The sequence below is a fragment of the Flavobacterium sp. PLA-DH12 genome (assembly GCF_059511845.1).
In genome coordinates this window covers 61,409-83,453 of the sequence record NZ_JCAMPD010000006.1, presented here as the reverse complement: position 1 = coordinate 83,453, position 22,045 = coordinate 61,409, and the positions used below count along the sequence as shown (strand labels likewise).

The window sequence follows — 22,045 nt, the reverse complement described above, 5'->3', positions numbered from 1 at the left end:
AGAAAAGAAGAAAAAAATGAGTTTACCTTTTTATATAGTTGATGTTTTTGCCGATAAAAAATATACTGGAAATCAGCTGGCGGTTTTTATGGATGCAGAAAATTTAAGTACAGCACAAATGCAGCAGATGGCTCGTGAAATTAATTTTGCAGAAAGCACATTTGTAACCAAACTGGATAAAGCCAATAATAAAGCAGAAATTAGAATTTTTACCCCAGCTCACGAAATGCAGTTTGCGGGACATCCAATAATTGGAACTTCTTGGGTTTTGATGAATAAGATTTTTGAAAATGCTTCTAATGAAATAAAATTAGAAGTGCCAATTGGTCCGATTTCAATCAATAAATCAGATGATTTAATTTGGTTGAAAGCGGCTCAGCCAAAGTTTTGGGATACTTTTTCTAAAATAGATTTTACTTTTTTCAGCAACTTGAAAGTAAGTGATTTCGAAAATCAGTTTCCAATTCAGGAAGTCACAACAGGAAGTGCTTTTGTAATGGTTGGATTAAGCAGCAAAAGAGCTTTAGAAAACTTGGTTTTGGATAAAGATAAAGCTGATGAGTGGATGAAACAGCACTGCAAAACTGATCATAGAGGTTTATACTTTTATTATTTGGAAGGAGAAAAATTGTTTAGCAGAATGTTGTGTATTGAGCATAATCAGTTGGTGGAAGATGCCGCAACAGGAAGTGCTAGTACCTGTTTGCAGGCCTTTTTATTAAAATATCATAAACCTGAATTTGAATTGACAAATCATCAAGGAGATTACATTGGCCGTCCATCTGAGATTTATTTTAATGGAAAGCTAAACGGAGAACAATTCGATATTAAAATAGGAGGAAAAGCTCAGTTTGTGGCTAAAGGAGAGTGGGAAGCTTAGAAATTAGATAATTGAGATAATTAGAAAATTAGATAATGTAAAAAGTGAAATGTGAAAAGAAAGATGTAAATGTGAAAAGAGAATATTGGTTGAAAACACATTTTACATTTTACAAACAACATTTTACACAATAATATAAATATGAAATTAAACTGCCGACATAAAATAATCATTTTGCTAGTGTTATTTGCTGCTCAGTTTTCGATTGCGCAAAAGAAAAATGAAACTATTGGAACCGAAACTGTAAATGTAGTAAAACCTTATTCGCCGACTATTTCAGATGCTTTTAAAGTGAAAGAAACACCTTCGCTTGACGATAGCGGAAATCAGCCAAAAGAAGTTATTAAGTACAGTATTTTGTCTGTTCCTGTGGCTTCGACTTTTACGCCTTCAAAAGGAAAAGCAGAAGGCGTTGAGAAAGCTAAAAGAGAAAAATTGTTTAATAATTATGCGACTTTAGGAGTTGGAAATTATGGTACTTTAAACGGCGAATTATTTGTAAATCAGGATTTAGGGAATAATGATTATGTGGCGGGAATGTTTCGTCATCACTCTTCTCAAGGTGGAATTAAAGATGTGGAATTGAATGATGAATTTTACGATACCGCAATTAATGTTGGTTACGGTCAAAATAACAGAGATAATAACTGGAATGTTGATTTAGGATACCAAAACCAGATTTATAATTGGTATGGACTTCCGTCAGATTTTGGCTCTACAATTCCAGATCAGCGTTATGATTTGGTAAACAGCATTAATCCTGATCATTCTTATAACACAATTTGGCTTGGTGGAAATGCTGAATTTACAGAAAGTATTTTTAGTAAAATTTCTGCGAAATTCACTCATTTTTCAGACAGTTATTCTTCTTCTGAAAACAGATTTTATGTAAAGCCGACTTTTACTGTTGATGTAATGGATCAGGCAATTAAAACCAATGTAATTGTAGATCACGTAAGCGGTTCTTTCAAAAACAATTATTTCCAAGATAATAAAGAAGCTTTAAAATACAGTTTTACCAATGTTGGAATTGAACCAAGTTTTGTGATTAATGAAAATGAGTGGACACTGGAATTAGGAGCTGGAATCTATTACAGTGCAGATTCTGAAAACAGCGGCAATAAATTCTATTTCTATCCAAAAGTAAATGCTTCTTATAAACTAGTTGGCGATCTAATGATTTTCTATACTGGAGTAAATGGAGGTTTAAATCAGAATTCGTATGCCGATTTTGTGACCGAAAATCCGTTTTTGTCTCCGACATTAAACATGCGTCCATCGAGCACACAATACAATGTTTTTGCTGGATTAAAAGGAAAATTGGCGAACAATGTCAATTATAACGTGACTGCTTCTTATTTAAATGAAAAAGACAAAGCGCTGTTTAAAGCAAATGATTATACAGAAGTAGTTACAAACGAAGATTACGCTTTTGGAAACTCGTTTGGAGTAGTTTATGAAGATATTAGAACGTTCCGTTTCTATGGAGAGTTAAAAGCCGATTTCTCTCAAAATGTAACTTTCGGGATCAATGGAACTTTTAATAGTTACAATACTGACAATGTCGTTGAAGCATGGAATTTGCCAACAATGAAATTAAGTTCGACTTTAGACGTTAATATTACAAAGCAATGGTACGCTGGATTGAATGTATTTTATGTTGGAGAAAGAAAAGATATGCAGACAAATACTTCTTTAGGAATCGATACTACACCAATTACTTTAAAAAGCTATTTTGATGCGAATGCGCATGTAGGTTATAAATTCAACGAAAGATTAACGTTTTTCTTGAAATTGAATAATATCGGAAATCAAGCTTACGAAAAATGGTTGAATTATCCTGTACAAGGATTCCAGGTTTTGGGAGGCGCAAATTATAAATTTGATTTTTAAGAGATCTTTGCCATAAAGATACTTAGGCACAAAAACATTTTAAATGAATGTGCCTTTTTTTTTCAGCCATGAGCTCATGAATTTTTTGGAGTAGATTCGTGAATTCGTGGCTGTTTTTTTTAATTTTATAAAATGGAAATTAAACTACGTCAAGAAAATAAAAACGATTTTGAAAGTGTTTTTCATTTGATTGAAAAAGCTTTCGAAAAGGAAGAATACAGCGATCATAAAGAACAATTTTTGGTAGAAAGATTAAGGAATTCTGAAGCTTTTATTCCAGAACTTTCTATTGTCGCCGAAATTGATAATAAAATTGTAGGTCATATTTTATTTACCAAACTGCCGATAAAAAATGAAACGCAAACCTTTACTTCACTAGCACTTGCTCCGGTTTCGGTTTTACCAGAATTTCAAGGAAAAGAAATTGGCTCAAAGTTGATTTTGCGTGGACATGAAATTGCAAAAAGTTTAGGTTACAAATCGGTCATTTTATTGGGACATCAATATTATTACCCAAGGTTTGGATATGAGCTTTGCGAAAAATACAATATCAAAATGCCATTTGATGTTCCCGCCGAAAACTGTATGGTTATCGCGTTAAAAGAAGACGGTTTAAAAGATGTAAGCGGAGAAGTAGTATACCCAAAAGCTTTTTTCGAATAAAAATTTAAATAAAGAAAAAACCTTAGCATCTTTGCATCTCAGAACCTAAGTAGCTTTAAAAAAAAATGACTTTCAAAGAAAAAATATATTCTCACTACACTCAAATGGTTCAAGATCGAATTGATGTTTTTAAAGACATGATTTCGGGTTTGACAGAAGATTCAAAAAATGATGCCAAAGGTTCTGCAGGCGATAAGCATGAAACGGCTTTGTCGATGATGCATATCGAGCAAGAAAAATTGACAAATAAATTAAAAGAAGCTTTAGAGCAAAAAGCAATTTTAGACAAGATAGATCCGCTAAAAACGACAGAAAATATTGTTTTGGGTAGTTTGGTAAAAGCAAACGGAATCTATTTATATGTAAGTGTTGCGCTTCCTAAAATAACAAGTGATGGAATTAACGTTATTGCACTTTCTCCACAATCTCCGTTGGGAAATCATTTAATGGGTAATAAAGCGGGATTTCAGTTTGAAATAAATAAGACACATTATACTATTGAAGAAATTAGCTAGCATATGAATTTTATGCACTTAATATGTAGTTTTTCATTCTTTGGAGCTTCTTATGCCTTTTATAAGATTCATAAATTATGGAAAAAAGATGTTACGGAAAATGATAAGCTTTATAAGTTTCAAATAAAAGGAGAAACCTTTGAGCATTGGTTGCTAATTGGAATGTTGGTAATTATAGGAATAGTTTATTTTTGTAAAGCAATGCCTTAACCACACAGTTTGTCATCCTGACGAAGGAAGGATCTCACTAGAAACTCGATAAAGATTGGTGAACTAGCATGCGGAATTACTTGTGTGATCTTTCCTTCGTCAAGATGACAAGTAAAACTCAAAATCTAGATAACGCTAGATAAACAATAATTCCAAAATAAATTTCTATCTCTTCTTTACGAATCTTCTATTTATAATAGAATAACTCAAAAATTAATTCAGAAAATTGGGTTAAACTTTCAATTTTAAAGCCTTTTTTAGTTCGAAATTAAAATTTTCAAGTTTAAAGCTTATTTTTACTTCTAAATTTTACATTTTATATGTAAAAATAAAATTATGGTTTTAAATTGTAATTGAAATAGATGTTTGTGTTTTTCAATTGTAACTAATATTACATCTTTGCCCTATCAAAATAAAATTTAAAGAATTAAAATATAAAATTATGTGTGGAATTGTATGTGCCTTTGATCTTAAACAAAAAGCCGAAGCGTTAAGACCTCAAGTATTAGAAATGTCAAAAATCATTCGTCACCGTGGACCAGACTGGAGCGGAATTTACAGCAATGATAAAGCAATTCTTTCTCACGAGCGTTTGGCAATTGTAGATCCAGCTTCAGGAAAACAGCCTTTATTTACAGAAGACAAAAAACTAGTTTTAGCTGCAAATGGTGAGATTTACAACCACAGAGATTTGCGTAAACAATTTGAAGGAAAATATAACTTTCAAACTGAAAGTGACTGTGAAGTTATTTTAGCACTTTACAGAGAAAAAGGAGTAAGCTTTGTTGATGAATTAAACGGAATCTTCGGTTTCGCAATTTATGATGTTGATAAAGACGAGTATTTCGTAGCTCGTGACCACATGGGAATTATTCCATTATATATTGGATGGGATCAGCACGGTACTTTCTACGTAGCTTCTGAGTTAAAAGCTTTAGAAGGATATTGTACAAAAATCGAATTATTCCCTCCGGGACATTATTTATCAAGCAAAGACGGTGAATTTGTACAATGGTACAAAAGAGATTGGACAGAATATGATGCAGTAAAAGACAATGAAACTAGCATTCCAGAAATCAGAAAAGCATTGGAAGCTGCAGTTCACAGACAATTAATGAGTGACGTTCCTTACGGAGTTTTACTTTCTGGAGGTTTAGATTCTTCTATTACTTCTGCTGTGGCCAAGAAATTTGCTCAAAAAAGAATTGAGTCAGATGATACTACAGATGCTTGGTATCCGCAATTGCACTCTTTCTCTGTTGGCTTGGAAGGTTCTCCAGATTTAGCAGCAGCGAGAAAGGTGGCAGATCATATCGGAACTATTCACCACGAAATTAAGTTTACAATCCAAGAAGGTTTAGATGCTGTTCGTGATGTAATTTACAACTTAGAAACGTATGATGTAACTACAGTTAGAGCTTCAACTCCAATGTGGTTAATGGCGAGAGTAATCAAATCTATGGGGATCAAAATGGTTCTTTCAGGAGAAGGAGCAGATGAGTTGTTTGGAGGATACTTATACTTCCACAAAGCACCAAACGCTAAAGAATTCCACGAAGAAAACGTTCGTAAATTAGGAAAACTTCATATGTACGATTGTTTACGTGCAAACAAAAGTTTGGCGGCTTGGGGAATCGAAGGACGTGTGCCATTCTTAGATAAAGAATTTATGGATGTTGCAATGCGCATCAACCCGCAAGATAAAATGATCAACAAAGAGCATCCGATGGAAAAATGGGTTGTTCGTAAAGCTTTTGAAGATATGCTTCCAGAAAGTGTTGCTTGGAGACAAAAAGAGCAATTTTCTGATGGAGTAGGATACAGCTGGATTGATACTTTGAAAGAAGTGGTAGCTAGAGAAGTTTCAGATGAACAATTGGCAAACGCTAGATTCAAATTCCCGTTACAAACTCCAACTTCAAAAGAAGAGTATTACTATCGTTCAATTTTTACAGAACATTTCCCAAGTGATGCCGCAGCATTATGTGTTCCTCAGGAAGCAAGTGTGGCTTGTAGTACAAAAATTGCTTTGGAGTGGGATGAAGCTTTCAAAAACTTAAACGATCCATCTGGAAGAGCAGTAGCAAATGTTCACGATGACGCTTATGTTAAATAATTAAGAGTTTAATTTTTAGAATTAGTATATATATTGCCGAAAGACGTTCTTTTATTAGAGCGTCTTTCTTGTCTAAAAAAGTTTCTGTTTTTCAATAGATTAAAATTAAAAGTTTTGGTAATCGATTAAAATTTATTTCCAATTTGACTTTCGTCGAAATAAAAGTTAAACACTGAAATTTTAGGATGTAAAATGTAGGAAAGCAGAAAATAATATTTAGTTTTGCTTTTAAGCGGAAATTTTAATGATTTTTTAATGTACAGCTTATTTGAGGCTGGTACATCAGAATAAAAATAAAAAATAAAATAGTATGTCTGGATTGTTAGCCGTTATTGGTAAAGGAAAAGACCCCAAGCTTGTAAAAGAACTTTCTGAGAGAATGTCACATCGCGGACCTGATGAGAGCGATATTCATATTATGGAAAATGGCAGTATACTTTGTCATGAAAGTCTGTCTATAATTGATCTTAATTCAGGAAAACAGCCTATTCAGGGAACGAACAAAGCATGGATGGTTCATGATGGAGAGATTTATAATTATCAAGAGCTTAAAAATACAGTTTTAAAGGACCATACGTTCAGAACTGAATCAGATTCAGAAGTTATTGTGCATCTGTATGAAGAATTCGGCTATGATTTCTGTAATAAATTGGATGGAGATTTTGCGTTTGTTGTAATTGATGGAGATAAATATATTGCAGGTCGTGACCCGATTGGAGTAAAACCTTTATATTATGGTTTAGATGAAAGAGGACGAATTTATTTTTCCTCAGAAATGAAATCTATTGCAGACCAGTGCAAATCTTTTTCTACTTTTCCCCCAGGACATTATTATACAGCAAAAACAGGCTTTGTAAAATACTATCGCCCAGAATACGAAGATCATAAAAACGCGACTCATGCACTAGATTTAGGGTTAATTCGTAAAAGTTTGATTCAAGCTACAAATAAGAGATTATTAGGCAACGTGCCTTTAGGAACTGTTTTGTCAGGAGGTTTAGACACTTCGTTGATTTCTTCTATTGCTTCTCGATTGCTGAAAGAAAAAGGACAAAAACTGCATTCGTTTTCTATCGGATTAGATGCTGAATCGCCAGATAATATCGCAGCAAGAAAAGCGGCAGAATTTTTAGGAACAGAGCATCACGAAATTCATTTTTCGGTTGAAGAAGGAGTTAAAGCATTGGAAAAAGTAATTTATCATTTGGAGACATATGATATTATTTCTGTAAGATCTGGTGTTCCAATGTATTTGCTTTCTAAAGCTATTGCAAATCAAGGAATAAAAGTGATCTTGTCTGGTGAAGGAGCCGATGAGGTTTTTGGAGGGCATTTGTATTTTAGAAATGCGCCATCGGAGGAAGAATTTCAAGATGAAACGATAGAAAGAGTGCAAAAGCTGTTTACAGCCGATTTACTTCGTGCTGATAAAACAACAATGGCAAATGGTTTAGAAATCCGCGTTCCGTTTTTGGATACCGAATTTTTAGATGTTGCGATTCGAATTAAAACAGAAGAAAAACAGCCAAAAACTTATGATGGTGTTGAGAAATATATTCTAAGAAAAGCGTTTGACACTGAAGATGCTTATTTACCGTCGGAAGTTTTATGGCGTCAGAAAGAGCAGTTTTCTGATGGAGTAGGATATAATTGGGTAGATGAGTTAATCGAATATTGTGCATCTCAGGTTACAGATGAGCAATTAGCTGGTGCAAGTGCAGAATTTCCGTATAATTCGCCAACGACGAAAGAAGCATACTTATATCGATCGATTTTCCATAAATACTATCCACAGGTCAGCGCGGCGCAAACCGTTCGTAAATGGATTCCAAAATGGCAAGAAAACCTTGATCCAAGCGGAAGAGCAAATGCAGCCCATTTGAATGGTAATTTTGAAACGGTGAAATCTGGAGTAGTCGTTTAAAAGTTAAATTCTAAAATAAAACAAATTCCAAAAATTGAAATTCTAAATCCCAATTTAGGAACCCAATATAAAAAAAGCCGAAATGCATCAAAAATGTAGTTTCGGCTTTTTGTATATATTGGAATTTCATTTTTGGAATTGGCAATTTCTATAATGAAATTTCCAGAATTAGATTTTTCAATTTTTGCATTATTTCCAGTTTTGGAATTTGGAATTTCAGAAAATTAGAATTTAAATTCATTTTTAAGTCTATTTTTAGGTTTTTCAGACAATTGTGTTGATAACTTAAGTGCTTTAAGTCGTATTTTACTGGGTATATAGCTCGCGTTTTTATATATTTGCGTGTTAGACAGTAAATACATTTTTAGAATAAATTATATGAGCGAAGAAATCAAGAAGAACAATTATTCAGCAGATAGTATTCAGGCATTAGAAGGAATGGAGCACGTAAGAATGCGTCCATCAATGTATATTGGAGATGTAGGGGTTCGAGGACTACACCATTTGGTTTACGAGGTTGTTGATAACTCTATTGATGAGGCCATGGGAGGGCATTGTGATACGATTAGTGTTGCAATAAACGAAGATGGTTCTGTTACAGTTGAAGATAACGGACGTGGTATTCCAGTTGATTTGCATAAAAAAGAGGGTGTTTCTGCACTTGAGGTTGTAATGACAAAGATTGGTGCCGGAGGTAAATTCGACAAAGATTCATATAAAGTTTCAGGAGGTTTGCACGGGGTTGGGGTTTCTGTAGTAAATGCCCTTTCTGTTCACATGAAATCTACTGTATTTAGAGAAGGTAAAATTTATGAGCAGGAATACGAAAGAGGTAAATCTTTATATCCAGTAAAACAAATTGGAGAGACTGATAAACGAGGAACTCGCCAGACTTTCTATCCAGATGATACGATCTTTACTCAGACTACTGAGTTTTCATATGATACACTTTCAGCGCGTATGCGTGAGCTTTCTTTCTTGAATAAAGGAATTACAATTACCTTTACAGATAAGAGGGAAGTGGATGAAAAAGGCGAATTCAGAAGTGAAGTATTTCATTCTGATGAAGGTCTTAAAGAATACATTCGTTACTTAGATGGTAACCGTGAGCCAATTGTTTCTCACGTTATCAGTATGGATAATGATAAAGGGGAAATTCCAGTTGAGGTTGCCTTGATTTACAATACAAGTTATACAGAGAACATTTTCTCTTACGTAAATAATATCAATACTCACGAAGGAGGAACGCACTTACAAGGTTTTAGAAGTGGTTTGACAAGAACGCTTAAAAAATATGCAGATGCTTCTGGTTTATTAGATAAGTTAAAATTCGAAATTTCTGGAGATGACTTCCGTGAAGGATTAACAGCTATTATTTCGGTAAAAGTATCTGAACCTCAATTTGAAGGTCAAACGAAAACTAAGCTTGGAAATAGAGAGGTTGTTTCTCCGGTTTCTCAAGCAGTTGGAGAAATGTTAGAGAATTATTTGGAAGAAAATCCAAATGATGCGAAATTAATTATCCAAAAAGTAATTCTGGCAGCTCAGGCTCGTCACGCAGCGAAAAAAGCGCGTGAAATGGTACAGCGTAAAACCGTTATGGGTGGTGGAGGGTTGCCGGGTAAATTATCTGATTGCTCTGAGCAAGATCCAGCTAGATGTGAGGTTTACCTTGTCGAGGGAGATTCGGCTGGTGGAACAGCAAAACAAGGACGTGATCGTAACTTTCAAGCAATTTTGCCATTACGTGGTAAAATCTTGAACGTTGAAAAAGCGATGCACCATAAAGTATTCGAAAACGAGGAGATTAGGAATATCTTTACTGCTTTAGGAGTAACAGTTGGAACTGCAGAAGATAGTAAAGCATTAAATCTAGAAAAACTAAGATATCATAAAGTAATCATCATGTGTGATGCCGATGTCGATGGTAGCCACATTTCTACCTTAATATTAACGTTCTTCTTCCGTTTCATGAAAGAACTTATCGAAGAAGGTCACGTATATATTGCAGCACCGCCTTTATACTTAGTTAAAAAAGGAAATAAGAAAGAATATGCTTGGAATGATGTTCAGCGCGATCAGGCCAACGAAAGAATGGGAGGAAGTGCCAATATTCAACGTTATAAAGGTCTTGGAGAGATGAACGCGGAGCAATTGTGGGAAACTACAATGGATCCAAATTTCAGAACTTTACGCCAAGTAAATATTGATAGTCTTGCCGAAGCAGATCAGGTTTTCTCTATGTTAATGGGGGATGAAGTGCCGCCTCGTAGAGAGTTTATCGAGAAAAATGCAGTTTATGCAAATATTGACGCATAAAATGAAAAATTAATAATTTCAATTCGTTTAATTGTTTAAATTTACTAGACAATTAAACGAATTGTCTTTTTAAGGAATAGACAAATAAATTAATAACCGATAAAGTAAAAAATATGAAAGTTACCATTGTAGGAGCAGGAAATGTTGGAGCTACATGTGCCGATGTTATTTCTTATAGAGGAATTGCAAGCGAAGTAGTATTGTTGGATATTAAAGAAGGTTTTGCCGAAGGTAAAGCATTGGATATTACACAATGTGCGACAAATACTGGTTTTAATACTAAAGTATCTGGCGTTACCAATGATTATTCTAAAACTGCTGGAAGTGATGTTGTTGTAATTACATCAGGAATTCCAAGAAAACCAGGAATGACAAGAGAAGAATTGATAGGTATAAATGCAGGCATTGTAAAAACGGTTGCCGAAAATGTACTGAAATATTCTCCAAATACTATAATTGTTGTAGTTTCCAATCCGATGGATACGATGACGTATTTAGCTTTAAAAGCTACAGGTCTTCCAAAAAATAGAATTATAGGTATGGGGGGAGCTTTAGATAGTTCTCGTTTTAGAACGTATCTTTCATTAGCTTTAGGTAAACCAGCAAATGATATTTCAGCAATGGTAATTGGAGGTCATGGAGATACTACTATGATTCCGTTAACGCGTTTAGCTTCTTATAACGGTATTCCGGTGTCGCAGTTTCTTTCGGAAGAAGTATTGCAGAAAGTTGCCGCAGATACAATGGTAGGAGGTGCAACTCTTACAGGTCTTCTAGGGACTTCTGCATGGTATGCGCCAGGAGCTTCTGTTGCATATTTAGTGGATAGTATTTTGAACGATCAGAAAAAAATGATTGCATGCTCTGTTTTGGTAGAAGGAGAATATGGGCAAAATGATATCTGTATAGGAGTGCCTTGTATAATTGGTAAAAACGGTGTAGAAGAAATTTTAGATATAAACTTAAACGATCAGGAAAAGGCTTTATTTGCGAAAAGTGCAGATGCAGTTCGTAGTATGAATGATGCCTTAAAAACGATTTTAGTATAATAAAAACGGCAAAAAAGAAAAGAAGCTGCACTTTTGCAGCTTTTTTTTTTGAGATTAATTAATAAATAAATTGGTTAATATTTTCGTTAATTATATATTTGCTCGGTTTAAAAAAAAATTGGTAATTCGTGATCTCGTTTTTTTGTTTTAAAAAATCATGTCAGGGCTTATTTTATGGGACTTTAAAACAAAAACAAAAATAAAACATAATTAATTTTTAGTAATAATGCAGAATAAAGGACTTATTAAATTTTTCGCAATTCTATTTGCATTGGTAAGTATTTACCAACTATCATTCACTTTTGTGGCAAATGGTGTCAAAAGTGAAGCTAAAGCTTTTGCAGGAGATAATCCTGATAAAGAGCTGAAATATTTAGATTCTATTGGTAAAGAAAAAGTATTAAACCTTGGTTTTACTGATTTCACTTATAACGAAGTGAAAAACAAACAGCTTAATAAAGGTCTTGACTTAGAAGGAGGAATCAACGTAATTCTTCAAATTTCTATTAAAGATGTATTAAAAGGTTTGGCTAATAATTCTAAAAATCCAGTTTTTAATAAATCATTAGCTGATGCATCTGCAAATTTAGAAGGAAACAAAACGTATTTAAATAAGTTTTTTGAAGCTTTTGAAGCAAATTCAAAAGGAACTGTAAAACTTGCATCTCCAGATATTTTTGCTAACAGAAGTCTTCAAGGAGAAGGTGGAGTTGACTTTCAAATGTCTGATGCACAAGTTCAAAAAGTTATCAAAAGAAAAGTTGATGAGTCTGTAGAAAGTGCTTTTAAAGTATTAAGAGAGCGTATCGACAAATTTGGTGTTACACAGCCAAACATCCAGAAATTAGGAGAAACAGGAAGAATCTTAGTAGAGCTTCCAGGTGCTAAGGATGTTGATAGAATTAAAAAATTATTAGGTGGAAAAGCTCAATTAGAGTTCTGGGAAACTTATAAAATTGAAGAAATTGGTAATTTCTTAGTTTCTGCTAACGAGGCTTTGAAGAAAACTGAAGTTAAGAAAACTGAAACTAAAACAGTTGCTAAAGATTCATTAAATGCATTATTAACTGATGCTAAAGATTCTTCAGAAGTTAAAAAAGGAAACAATCCTTTATTTGATAAAATAATTGGTAACGGTGGTGGACCAGTTTTAGGTTACTTTGCTCCTAAAGATACTGCAACTATCAATGATTATTTTAAAAGACCAGAAATTAGAGTTTTATTAGCAGCTGACCAACACTATGCAAAATTTGTATGGAGTAAGCCAACAACTATTAAAGATCCAAAAGCTAAAGATGCAAAAAGTGCAGCTGATATCGAAGTTGTAGAATTATACGCTTTAAAAGGAAACAGAGACAATACTCCAGCAATGAGCGGTGGTGTTGTAACTGATGCAAAAGATACTTTTGACCAAATGGGTAAACCTGCAGTTTCTATGCAGATGAACAGCCAAGGTGCTAAAGTTTGGGAAGAACTTACAGGAAGAGCATTTGCTCAAAAAAGCTACATTGCTATTGTATTAGATGATATCGTATATTCTGCTCCAGGTGTAACAAGCGGTCCTATTGCTGGAGGAAGATCTGAGATTACAGGTTCATTTGATGTAGCTGAAACTAAAGATTTAGCTAACGTATTAAATGCAGGTAAATTACCAGCTTCTGCAGATATTATCCAGTCAACTGTTGTAGGTCCATCTTTAGGACAAGCGGCTATTGATGCAGGTACAATTTCTTCTGTATTAGGTTTCTTATTAGTTTGCGTTTGGATGGTATTCTATTACGGTAAAGCTGGTTGGTATGCAAACCTTGCTTTATTATTAAACTTACTATTCTTATTCGGAATTATGGCAAGTTTTGGTTTTGTATTGACATTGCCAGGTATTGCAGGTATCGTATTAACATTAGGTACTGCGGTAGATGCGAACATTATTATCTATGAAAGAGCGAAAGAAGAATTACGTGAAGGAAAATCACTTTCTGAAGCAGTTCAAGCTTCTTACGGATGGCATGGTGCGATGCGTTCTATTATTGATGCTAACGTTACTCACGTTTTAACTGGAGCTATCTTATTCATTTTCGGAACAGGTCCTATTAAAGGTTTTGCTTTAACATTATTAATTGGTATCGTAACTTCATTGTTTACTTCTATCTTTATTGCTAGAATTTTCATTGACAGAAATATTGCTGGAAAAGGTGATTTAACTTTCTCTACAAACATTACTAAAAACTGGTTTACAAACTTCCACTTTGACTTTATCAAGATTAAAAAATTCACTTATATCTTCTCTTCAATTGTAGTTGTAGTAAGTTTAGTTTCTATCTTCTTCGTTAACGGATTAGATGAAGGTGTTGATTTTGTTGGAGGAAGAACTTTCCAAGTTAAATTCGAAAAACCAGTTGATGCTACTGCAGTTTCAGATGAATTATCTGCAGCTTTCGGTACGCCTGTTGAAGCTAAGATTTTAGGTGATGATGATCAATTGAAAATCACTACTAAATATAAAATTAAAGAAGACGGTGTAGCAATTGACGAAGAAGTAAACCAAAAATTATACGCTGCTTTACAGAAATATTTCCCAAATACAACATACGATAAATTTATCAACTCATTTGATGGTAAAAGAGTAGGTGTGTTGCAAGCTTCTAAAGTTGGAGCTTCTATCTCTGAGGATATTAAAACTAACTCTTACTGGGCAGTTCTTGGAGCAATGGCAGTTATTTTCTTATACTTAATGGTTTCTTTCCGTAAATGGCAATATTCATTAGGTGCGATTGCAGCTGTTGCACACGACGTAATCTTCGTATTAGGAGTTTACTCATTATGCTACAAATTCATGCCATTTCACATGGAAATGGATCAGCACTTTATCGCTGCGATCTTAACAGTAATTGGTTACTCTATGAACGATACTGTAATCGTATTTGACAGGGTTAGAGAGTTTATCATCGGAAACCGTAAAGGAAGTTTCGAAGATATAGTAAACGCTTCTATTAATACTACATTATCTAGAACATTGAATACTTCATTAATGATGATTATCGTATTATTAACGATGTTTATCTTCGGTGGAGAGTCTATCAGAGGATTTATCTTCGCAATGTTAATTGGTATTATCGTTGGTACTTACTCTTCATTATTTATCGCTACGCCAGTATTGGTTGACACGATTTCAAGTGATGAGAAACACACAATCGAAGACAAACACAATAAGGCATAATTAAAAACCTTATTCTAAATAAAAAAAAAGATCCAGTGAAAGCTGGATCTTTTTTTTATGTTTGTACCTGCCAACCAAAAACAAATTATGATTCTTAGACAAATATTCTTTGTGCTTTTTTTATTCGCGGTATTCCAGCTTAATGCGCAAGAGAAAAGTAGTAATTTCAGAATAGGTTTGAGTTATGGTTTTGGAAGTGAATTTAGTAACACGGATTATACTTTTGAAAATCATTTTTATAAAGCACAACTCTATTACAAAATAAAAGAGACTACGAATTTTGTTTATGAAGTTTTAATTCAACCCGAAATCAATTTTGGGAAGCACCAATTGCTGAATTATTATTTTGTAAAGCCAGAGACACCCAATTTCGAGCAGAAAAGAATAGAATATATGAGACTAAAAGAGGTGAGGGAATATGTTCTTAATGTTGGTTTTATGGTTAGAAAACCCATTGGTAAGATCTTTTCGGTTTATGCATTAGGAAGTGTTGGTCCACTTATTACAGATACAGAAACAGAAAGAATGTCTAAAGGTTTTGCTTTTGCCGATGTTTTTGCGCTTGGTTTTACTGTTGATTACAATAAATTCCGGTTTGATGTGCGTCCTAGTGTGAGGCATGTTTCGAATGCTGGTTTAGGAAGCAGTAATGCAGGTTATAACACCAAGAATATCGAATTAGGTATTTCGTACCAGTTATAAAAAGAAAAAGCCCAATATTTGAATATTGGGCTTTTTTATTGAATTGTAAATTGTTCTTTATGATTCTGCTAAAGGATTTCTCTGCGCTCTAATGATAAAGAAAAGCCCGATAATGATAAATGGTATACTTAACCATTGTCCTGTTGAAAATAAGCCTAATTCGCTCTCAAAACCGCCTTGGCTTTCTTTTACAAACTCTACGATGAAACGTACAACGAATAAAAGCACTAAAAACAATCCGAATAATAGACCAGATTTAAGTCTTGCATTTGTTTTCCAGTATAAAAAGTATAGAATAGCAAAAACAAAAACATAACCGATTGCTTCGTAAAGCTGAGTAGGATGTCTTGAAGGTACTTCGGCTAATAAATTAGCAAATCTTGGGTCTGAAACGATTGCATTATAAGCTTCTTTTGGATCTGCTATTCCTGTTTTTTGAACTGCTTCAGCCTTACTGAATTTATCATGAAGGAAACGGATTCCAAAAGCAGAGTCAGTTTCGTTTCCGATAATTTCTGAGTTAAAGAAATTCCCTAAACGAACAAAGATAGCACCGCTCGCAACTGGAATTACAACACGGTCTAAAATCCATAATAAAGGACGCTTTAATATTTTTTTACTGTAATAATACATGGCAACAATAATCGCAATTGCTGCTCCGTGACTTGCTAATCCTTGGAAACCGGTAAATTGAAATTCTGGTTCGAATCTAACTGGAAGGAAAATTTCTAGTAAATGATTTCTGAAATATTCCCAATCGTAAAATAAAACATGACCTAAACGAGCTCCAATTAAAGTGGCTAATACTGTCCAAACAAATAAAGAATCTAGTTTTTCTATTGATTCGTTTTCTCTTTCGAACATCTTTTTCATTAGGAACCATCCTAAACCAAAAGCAATTACAAACATTAAGCTGTAATAGCGAATCATAAAAAATCCTAAGTTGATTCCCTCAGAAGGATTCCAAACTAAATTTAAGGCGTGTGTCATGTATTGATTTTTTTTATATAGCTGTAAAAATAAATATTTAATGTAAAGTACCGCTTTCTAAAAAGTTAATGTTTGTGGTTGCATTTCTTTTCTGGTACAGGATCATATCCGCTTCTTCCCCAAGGGTGGCAGCTTAAGATGCGTTTAATACCTAAAAAACCACCATAGAACAAACCGTGAATTTGCAGTGCTTGAATCATATAAGTTGAACAAGTGGGTTCAAATCTGCAGGCGGCAGGTGTAAAAGGCGAAATCGCAGTCTGATAAAAACGGACTAACAATACAAACGGATATATTAGAATTTTTGAAAACATATTTTTTGTATCAGTTAGTTTAGTGGTCAGTGTTTAGTTTTTTAGTGTCAGTCAGTATAAAGTTTGAAACTGAATACTAAAAAACTGAACACTGATCACTTTTTTTATTGAATGCTAAACGTGGTTCCTTCTTTTCCGTCTTTAAGCTGAATTCCTAAAGCGATTAATTGATCACGAATCTGGTCAGAAAGCGCAAAGTTTTTGTCTGCTCTCGCCTGATTTCTCATTTCGATAAGCATGTTTACCACGCCATCTAGTTTGTCGCTATCGCCATCGGCAGCTTTGTCATCGCTAAGTCCTAAAACGTCATATACAAAAGCGTTTACCGCTGTTTTAAAATCAACTAAATCATTCGCAGAAATAGTTTCTTTGCCATCTTTTAATAGGTTGATGTAACGAACAGCTTCAAACAATTGCGCAATTAAAATTGGCGTATTGAAATCGTCGTTCATTGCATCATAGCAAAGCTGTTTCCATGCTGCAAAATCTATAGAGCTAGAAGCACTTGCATTGATATTTGGTAAAGCATCTAGTGCTTCCATTAATCTTTTGTATCCTTTCTCAGCTGCAACAATGGCATCATCAGAAAAGTCTAAAATGCTTCTATAATGTGCTTGAAGCATGAAAAAACGAGTCACAGAAGCAGAAAATGGTTTACTTAAGATGTTATTATCTCCGCTAAGAATCTCACCTGGAAGAATGTTATTTCCAGTCGATTTTGCCATTTTCTTTCCGTTTAAGGTAAGCATGTTAGCATGCATCCAGTAATTTACTGGAGCTTGGCCAGTGCAAGCTTCGTTTTGAGCAATTTCACATTCGTGGTGAGGGAATTTTAAATCCATTCCGCCTCCGTGAATGTCAAAATGATTGCCAAGATATTTGGTGCTCATTGCAGTACATTCTAAATGCCATCCTGGGAAACCATCGCTCCAAGGAGAAGGCCATCTCATAATATGTTCTGGCTCTGCTTTTTTCCACAACGCAAAATCCTGCGGATTTCTCTTGTCCGACTGTCCGTCAAGGTCACGTGTGTTTGCTAGCATATCATCGATATTTCTACCGCTTAAAATACCGTAATTATTAGTCTCGTTATATTTTACAACATCAAAATATACCGATCCATTAGCGACATAAGCGATGCCTTTATCGATAATTTTTTTAATAATTTCAATCTGTTCAATAATATGCCCAGTTGCTGTAGGCTCGATACTTGGCGGTAAAAAGTTGAATGCCTTTAGAATATTATGAAAATCAACAGTGTAACGCTGTACTACTTCCATTGGTTCCAATTGTTCTAAACGTGCTTTTTTAGCAATTTTATCTTCACCTTCATCGACGTCGTCTACGATATGCCCAACATCGGTGATATTTCGAACATAACGAACTTTATAATCCAAATGAAGAAAATATCTAAAAATTACATCAAAAGACATAAAAGTTCTCACGTTTCCTAAATGGACATTACTATATACGGTAGGTCCACAAACATACATTCCAACGTTTCCTTCATGGATTGGTTTGAAATCTTCTTTTTCACCCGAAAGTGAATTGTATATTTTTAGAGGTTGTGTTGTATATAATGGCATATTAAGTTTATTGATGTTTTATAGGAGCTAATCCTGCTATCAGCTATATCTTTTATGGTGAACCCCACCATAAAAGGATGCCGCTTCTATCAGGGCTAGATCATAAATATAATAGAAATAACCGTAAAAAAATTAAAACTGCGTTTCCAGTTTGATATAGTCAAGAAATTCTCTCTTCGTTTGAGGATCTTTGAATTTTCCGCCGAACTCAGAAGTTACTGTACTGCTTTCGATATCTTTAATTCCGCGAGAATTTACGCAAAGGTGTTTTGCGTCGATCACACAGGCAACATCTTCTGTTCCTAGAGCTTTTTGAAGTTCCTGAACAATCTGCATAGTTAGACGTTCCTGTACTTGAGGTCTTTTAGCATAATACTCAACAATACGGTTCATTTTTGATAAACCAATCACGCGTCCGCTTGAGATATAAGCAACGTGAGCACGCCCGATAATTGGCAGTAAGTGGTGTTCGCAAGTAGAATAAACTGTAATGTTTTTCTCTACAAGCATTTCGCCATATTTGTAATTATTGTCAAAAGTAGAAGCTTTTGGCTGTTTTGCAGGATTAAGACCTCCAAAAATTTCTTTTACAAACATTTTTGCAACTCGGTTTGGAGTTCCTTTAATGCTGTCATCTGTCAAATCCATTCCTAATGTTTGCAGAATGCTTTCGACATCTTTTTTAATTTTTTCTATTTTTTCTTCATCAGTGATGTCAAAAGCATCCTCTCTTAAAGGGTTTTTTGCATTACTGCTGAAGTGACTGTCACCTATTTCGTCTAAAAAATCTTCGTTATTTATCATTAAGAACTACTATTATAATGTGGTATATCTTTTTAAGGCGGTAAAGATAATTAATAAATAGGAAACCTATTCTATGGTTTTTAGGATTTAATTGCTGCTTTTTGGATATAATTTAAAATTTGAAGATAAATACTATTATTAAAAATAAAAAAGACAACAACGAAAAACGTTATTGTCTTTTTAAAGTGTATTATAATGAATTGATTATCTGTTATTGTAAACGAATAAAGCTTCCTTTAAAATGTTTACGGCTGTAATCAAATCTTTTTTGTTTAAAACATAGGCAATACGAACCTGATTTAGTCCCATTCCAGGTGTAGAATAAAAACCTTTAGCAGGGGCAATCATTACCGTTTCACCATTTAAATCATAACTTTCAAGAAGCCATTGTGCAAAATCATCTGAATCCTCTATCGGTAGTTCGGCAATACAATAAAAAGCACCTTTTGGTTTTGTAACCACAACGCCATCAATCTTGTTTAATTCAGCAATTAAAGTGTTTCGGCGCTCTTTGTATTCGCCAATTACCTCGTCAAAATAACTTTGTGGTGTGTCTATCGCAGCTTCGCAAGCAATCTGTTCAATAGTTGGTGGACTCAAACGTGCCTGGGCAAATTTCATTACAGTTGCTAAAACATCTTTGTTTTTTGTCACCAAACAGCCAATTCTTGCTCCGCACATACTGTAGCGTTTAGAAACAGAATCGACCATGATTACATTTTGCTGTACATCTTCTAAATTCATTACAGAAAAGTGCACATCATCGCCATCGTACAAAAATTCACGATAAACTTCATCAGCGATTAAGTATAGATCATGTTTTTTAATCAAATGAGCTAATTGTTTAATTTCGGCTTCAGAGTATAAATATCCAGTCGGATTTCCAGGGTTGCAAATCAGAATGGCTTTTGTTCGTGGTGTTATTAGTTTTTCAACTTCATCAATGCTCGGCAAAGCAAATCCAGTTTCTATAGTAGAAACAAGAGGTACTACAGTTGCACTTGTAGAAGAAGCAAACGCATGATAATTAGCATAAAAAGGTTCTGGGATAATAATTTCATCTCCAGGATCTGTAATTGTGGCCAGTGCAAAAAGTAAGGCTTCAGAACCACCAGTTGTAACAATGATGTCTTCTGTGTTAACGTTTACGTTTTGGCGCTGGTAAAATTGTGCTAATTTTTTTCTATAGCTTTCATATCCGGCAGACGGACTGTATTCTATAAGAGTCAAATCAATATTTTTTACCGCCTCGATGGCCACTTCCGGTGTCTTGATATCCGGTTGACCAATGTTTAAGTGATACACCTTGTGTCCTTTTTTCTTTGCTAAATCAGCAAAAGGAGCCAGCTTGCGTATCGGAGATTCGGGCATGTTTTTTCCCTTGAGTGAAATTGTCGGCATGAGTATAAATTATTGAAGTGCAAATTTGCATTTTTTTTTCCAATTTAACGTAAACAATACAAGGACTTGCGAAAATGTAACAATAATAAATATATTTACTAATTTTATAATAAAATATTGTCAATGAAAAAATATATAGTATTGTTTTTTGGGTTATTCTTACCTTTTTTGCTTTTCGGGCAAGGCGATTTTTTATTAGAAAACAATGCAACAAAGGCTACGATTCCTTTTAAACTGATTAATAATCTTGTTTTTATTCCTATAAAAGTAAACGGAGTTGAGCTAAATTTTCTTTTGGATTCAGGAGTTGAAGAAACAATTCTGTTTAGTATGGAAGAAAAGCAGGAAGTCAGTTTTAACAATGTGGAGAAAATAAAGCTACGTGGTTTAGGAAGCGAAGAAGAAATAGAAGGCCTAAAATCAACTAAAAATATTCTCGAAACGCATGGTCTAAAATCAAAAGACCATATGGTATTTATTATTTTAGATCAAAGCTTCAATTTATCTTCTCATATCGGAATTCCTGTTAACGGAATTATCGGTCATAAATTCTTTAGAAATAATTTTGTTGAAGTCAATTATCAAAAAAGAAAAATAATAGTGCATGCTAATAATGCTAAGTTTGAAGAAAAGCTAAACAGAAAGTTTAAAAAAGTTCCGATTACCATAGAAAAGTCAAAACCTTACATTATGACAACGGCTACTGTGAACAATCAAGAAATTCCAGCAAAACTTTTAATTGATATTGGAAACAGTGATGCTTTCTGGATTTTTGAAAATGATAAAATAAAACTCCCAAATAAAAATTTTCCTGATTTTCTTGGAAAAGGATTTAGTGGCGACATTGAGGGGCATAGAGCCAAAATTGATAAATTTTCGATTGACGAATTTGATTTTAAAAAACCAATTGTCTCTTTTCCTGATTCAGCTTCAATTCGAAACGTTAAGATGGTCCCAGGACGTATCGGGTCTGTAGGGGGCGAAGTCTTAAAACGATTTACTCTGGTTTTGGATTATAAAGGAAAAAAACTATACCTAAGAAAAAACAGCAAATATGCAGAGCCGTTTACCTATAATAAGAGCGGAATCACGATTCAGCACAATGGACTTCAATGGGTTCAGGAAACAGTACATTTAGAAACAGTTCAGGTGGCTTCTACAATTGATGAATTGCAAGACAAAGACAAAAACAACAATAATTTTAAATACAAATTTGCTCTTAAACCTGTTTACGAGATTGTTAATGTAAGGAAGAATTCTGCAGCCGAAAAATGCGGATTACGCAAAGGTGATGTTGTCGTCAGTATTAATAATGCTCAGCCCTATAAATATAGTCTTGAGCAGATCAATAACCTTTTGAAATCGGAAGATGATATTTGGATTAATATGGAAGTAGAACGAAATAGTGTTGTACTTAAATTTAGATTCAAATTAGAAGACGAACTGTAAAAACTATTGAATT

General features: G+C 34.0%; 16 protein-coding genes. 11 read left to right on the top strand and 5 right to left on the bottom strand.

Annotated features, from left to right (window positions below; translation table 11 throughout):
- Positions 1–16: 16 nt before the first annotated feature.
- The 10 genes from AC5ZCW_RS13245 to AC5ZCW_RS13200 all read left to right on the top strand — a co-directional run bounded on the left by AC5ZCW_RS13245 (position 17) and on the right by AC5ZCW_RS13200 (position 15,488).
- Complete coding sequence (locus tag AC5ZCW_RS13245) at positions 17–880, top strand: PhzF family phenazine biosynthesis protein (RefSeq protein WP_496120323.1); 864 nt, start codon at positions 17–19, stop codon at positions 878–880.
- 141 nt (positions 881–1,021) lie between these two features.
- Positions 1,022–2,773 (top strand): TonB-dependent receptor, encoded by a 1,752-nt coding sequence (locus tag AC5ZCW_RS13240; RefSeq protein WP_496120321.1) that lies wholly within the window; start codon positions 1,022–1,024, stop codon positions 2,771–2,773.
- Positions 2,774–2,905: 132 nt separating this feature from the next.
- Positions 2,906–3,436, top strand: coding sequence for a GNAT family N-acetyltransferase (locus tag AC5ZCW_RS13235; RefSeq protein ID WP_496120319.1), 531 nt, complete (start codon positions 2,906–2,908; stop codon positions 3,434–3,436).
- A gap of 65 nt (positions 3,437–3,501) precedes the next feature.
- Positions 3,502–3,951 carry a hypothetical protein gene (locus tag AC5ZCW_RS13230; protein WP_496120317.1) on the top strand — a complete coding sequence of 150 codons (450 nt, stop codon included), beginning with the start codon at positions 3,502–3,504 and terminating at the stop codon, positions 3,949–3,951.
- A gap of 652 nt (positions 3,952–4,603) precedes the next feature.
- On the top strand, positions 4,604–6,277 hold the full coding sequence (asnB, locus tag AC5ZCW_RS13225) for an asparagine synthase B (protein ID WP_177210404.1): 1,674 nt from the start codon (positions 4,604–4,606) through the stop codon (positions 6,275–6,277).
- Between the two features lie 310 nt (positions 6,278–6,587).
- Positions 6,588–8,201 (top strand): asparagine synthase B, encoded by a 1,614-nt coding sequence (asnB, locus tag AC5ZCW_RS13220; protein WP_496120315.1) that lies wholly within the window; start codon positions 6,588–6,590, stop codon positions 8,199–8,201.
- A gap of 378 nt (positions 8,202–8,579) precedes the next feature.
- A complete protein-coding gene (gyrB, locus tag AC5ZCW_RS13215; protein ID WP_177210402.1) occupies positions 8,580–10,520 on the top strand; it encodes a DNA topoisomerase (ATP-hydrolyzing) subunit B in 1,941 nt (646 codons plus the stop codon).
- Between the two features lie 113 nt (positions 10,521–10,633).
- Entirely contained in the window at positions 10,634–11,569 is a 936-nt protein-coding gene (mdh, locus tag AC5ZCW_RS13210) for a malate dehydrogenase (RefSeq protein ID WP_496120313.1), read from the top strand.
- A gap of 226 nt (positions 11,570–11,795) precedes the next feature.
- Positions 11,796–14,786, top strand: coding sequence for a protein translocase subunit SecDF (gene secDF / locus AC5ZCW_RS13205; RefSeq protein WP_343542319.1), 2,991 nt, complete (start codon positions 11,796–11,798; stop codon positions 14,784–14,786).
- A gap of 87 nt (positions 14,787–14,873) precedes the next feature.
- Positions 14,874–15,488 (top strand): acyloxyacyl hydrolase, encoded by a 615-nt coding sequence (locus AC5ZCW_RS13200; RefSeq protein ID WP_496120311.1) that lies wholly within the window; start codon positions 14,874–14,876, stop codon positions 15,486–15,488.
- A 57-nt stretch (positions 15,489–15,545) separates the two neighbouring features.
- Here the strand turns inward: AC5ZCW_RS13200 and lgt are convergent, their stop codons facing one another.
- The 5 genes from lgt to AC5ZCW_RS13175 form a co-directional block, all read right to left on the bottom strand.
- Entirely contained in the window at positions 15,546–16,478 is a 933-nt protein-coding gene (lgt, locus tag AC5ZCW_RS13195; RefSeq protein WP_496120309.1) for a prolipoprotein diacylglyceryl transferase, read from the bottom strand.
- Positions 16,479–16,543: 65 nt separating this feature from the next.
- Positions 16,544–16,792, bottom strand: coding sequence for a membrane protein insertion efficiency factor YidD (yidD, locus tag AC5ZCW_RS13190; RefSeq protein ID WP_008462282.1), 249 nt, complete (start codon positions 16,790–16,792; stop codon positions 16,544–16,546).
- Between the two features lie 104 nt (positions 16,793–16,896).
- Entirely contained in the window at positions 16,897–18,378 is a 1,482-nt protein-coding gene (cysS, locus tag AC5ZCW_RS13185) for a cysteine--tRNA ligase (RefSeq protein ID WP_496120307.1), read from the bottom strand.
- Positions 18,379–18,510: 132 nt separating this feature from the next.
- Positions 18,511–19,182 carry a GTP cyclohydrolase I FolE gene (gene folE, locus AC5ZCW_RS13180; protein ID WP_177210396.1) on the bottom strand — a complete coding sequence of 224 codons (672 nt, stop codon included), beginning with the start codon at positions 19,180–19,182 and terminating at the stop codon, positions 18,511–18,513.
- A 204-nt stretch (positions 19,183–19,386) separates the two neighbouring features.
- The gene (locus tag AC5ZCW_RS13175) at positions 19,387–20,583 is read right to left on the bottom strand and encodes a pyridoxal phosphate-dependent aminotransferase (RefSeq protein ID WP_496120305.1); all 1,197 of its coding nucleotides are present in this window, start codon (positions 20,581–20,583) and stop codon (positions 19,387–19,389) included.
- A 123-nt stretch (positions 20,584–20,706) separates the two neighbouring features.
- Between AC5ZCW_RS13175 and AC5ZCW_RS13170 the strand changes: the two genes are divergently transcribed.
- Entirely contained in the window at positions 20,707–22,032 is a 1,326-nt protein-coding gene (locus AC5ZCW_RS13170; protein ID WP_343542312.1) for a PDZ domain-containing protein, read from the top strand.
- The last annotated feature ends 13 nt before the right edge of the window (positions 22,033–22,045 follow it).